The 1,767-nt window shown below is 65.8% G+C and carries 3 protein-coding genes; 1 reads left to right on the top strand and 2 read right to left on the bottom strand.

Features of this window, described 5'->3' with window-relative positions; translation table 11 throughout:
- Positions 1 to 276 (top strand): tetratricopeptide repeat protein (locus tag AB0395_RS47585; RefSeq protein ID WP_366294828.1); only part of this gene is annotated, 276 nt, incomplete at its 5' end.
- 507 nt (positions 277 to 783) lie between these two features.
- Here the strand turns inward: AB0395_RS47585 and AB0395_RS47580 are convergent.
- Entirely contained in the window at positions 784 to 1,206 is a 423-nt protein-coding gene (locus AB0395_RS47580) for a VOC family protein (RefSeq protein ID WP_366294825.1), read from the bottom strand.
- A complete protein-coding gene (locus tag AB0395_RS47575; protein ID WP_366294822.1) occupies positions 1,203 to 1,664 on the bottom strand; it encodes a carboxymuconolactone decarboxylase family protein in 462 nt (153 codons plus the stop codon). Before AB0395_RS47575 ends, AB0395_RS47580 begins: the two co-directional genes overlap by 4 nt.
- Between the last annotated feature and the right edge of the window lie 103 nt (positions 1,665 to 1,767).

Raw genomic sequence — 1,767 nt, 5'->3', positions numbered from 1 at the left:
GCGGGCAGCTTCCGCGCTTTGGGGCGGCCGGGTGAGGCGGTGCCGTTGGAACAGCGGGCGCTGGCCATCACTGAGGCCGCCTACGGCCCCGACCACCCTGACGTCGCCATTCGGCTGGGCAACCTCGCGGCCAGCTTCAGTGACCTGGGGCGGCCGGGTGAGGCGGTGTCGCTGTTTGAGCGGGCGCTGGCCATCGCCGAGGCCGCCTACGGCCCCGACCACCCCACCGTCACCGCATTGCGAAATGCTCTGTCTTATGTAAAACATGTCAGGTAGCTCCATCTTTCTGGAGCATGCACGGAATGATCAATAAAGATTGACCATTACGCGTGCTGTATCACCAGGTCAAAGCAGCAACATCGCCATACGGCAATCGCTCTCCTAACGTGGTGCTTTTGGGCTGCTGCGGGTTTCTGTGCCTCGGTCCTGGTGGTCCGGTGGTGCGGCCCCCTTGCCTTGCTCTGCCGGGGTGCTGTTGTGCCGAATACGTGCCGAAGGGGCTGTAAATTACGTGCCGCTGGTAGCGTTGTTCCTGGTCAGAGGTAAGATCGTGGATCTTTGATTCTGTGTCTCATAATCCCTGGGTCGCGGGTTCGAGTCCCGCCCGCCCTACCCTCCGTGACCATACGAAAAGCGCCCCTGACCTGGTGTTTCACGGCCAGGGGCTCTCGGTGTCCTCCCGGTTGTGTGCGGCTGTGCCGAATACGTGCCGAAGTTTCGAAGAGGCTGTCAGCCTCCGCCGTCGGAAAGCCGCAGGCGCGTCGGCCGGCTTCACCATGTGGGTCACTGTTGTGAAACCATGCCGGGGTTCCAGGAGCGGGCGCTGAGAACGAGGCGGTAGCCGTCAGGGTCGGTGAGGGTGACGCCGTGGGCGTCCCAGTAGGGGTTGTGGGAGGGAACGCGGATGCCTCCTGTGGACAGGAGCCGGTCGAGCAGGGGCTGGTCGATGGGGGCGGCCAGGTAGAGGACGAGGAGGTCGTCGACCGTGGGGGTGGGCTCCAGCGGGGCGTCGGGGTCGTGGGTGAGTTCGAGATGCCAGGCGCCGTCCGCGGGTCCGACCATGAGAAGGTCGTGTTCGCCGGGGACGTGTTCGGTGGTGCGCCACAGGACGTTCAGACCCAGGCCTTGGACGTAGAAGGTCTCGGCGGTGGCCAGGTCGCGGGAGGGGCGCGCGATGCGGATCCGGATGGAGGCGTCGATCATCATCGGCGCTCGTCCGTTCCGGCGATCTTGGCGGTGGTGATGGCGACGCGGTTCCAGGTGTTGATGGTGAAGATGACGGCGAGCACGTGGGCCAGCTCGGCCTCTTCGAACTGGGCGGCGGCTTCGGCGTAGACCTCGTCGGGGACGCCGGCGTCGGCGATCAGGGTGACCGCTTCGGTCAGGGACAGCGCGGCCTGTTCCCTGGGGGAGAAGAAGTGCTTCGCCTCGCGCCAGACGCCGATCATGTGGAGGCGAAGGTCGTCCTCACCGGCCTTGCGGGCGTCGGTGACGTGCATGTGCAGGCAGTAGGCGCAGCCGTTGAGCTGGGAGGAGCGGATCTGGATCAGCTCGACCAGGGCGGGGTCGAGGCCGTCGCGGGCGGCGGCGTCGAAGCCGATCAGGGATTTGAACGCCTTCGGGGCGACGGCGGCGAAGTTGAGGCGGGGTGCGGTGTTCGTCATGCGCACTAATCTAGTGCTGTGACCGGAAACGATCACCGGGTTGGGTGAGCGTCTCAAGCTGCCGGTGCGAGTGGACGGCCGCCCCAGCGGATGCCTTTCTCGC

The sequence above is a fragment of the Streptosporangium sp. NPDC051023 genome (genome assembly GCF_040689595.1).
Classification (GTDB): Bacteria; Actinomycetota; Actinomycetes; order Streptosporangiales; family Streptosporangiaceae; genus Streptosporangium.
Note: the sequence above shows the minus strand (reverse complement) of the source record. Positions and strands in the feature narration are given on the sequence as shown.

Excerpts from the sequence above, each read along its gene's own strand:
- AB0395_RS47580 (WP_366294825.1), bottom strand. The coding sequence starts at position 1,206 with ATGATGATCGACGCCTCCATCCGGATCCGCATCGCGCGCCCCTCCCGC.
- AB0395_RS47575 (WP_366294822.1), bottom strand. The coding sequence starts at position 1,664 with ATGACGAACACCGCACCCCGCCTCAACTTCGCCGCCGTCGCCCCGAAG.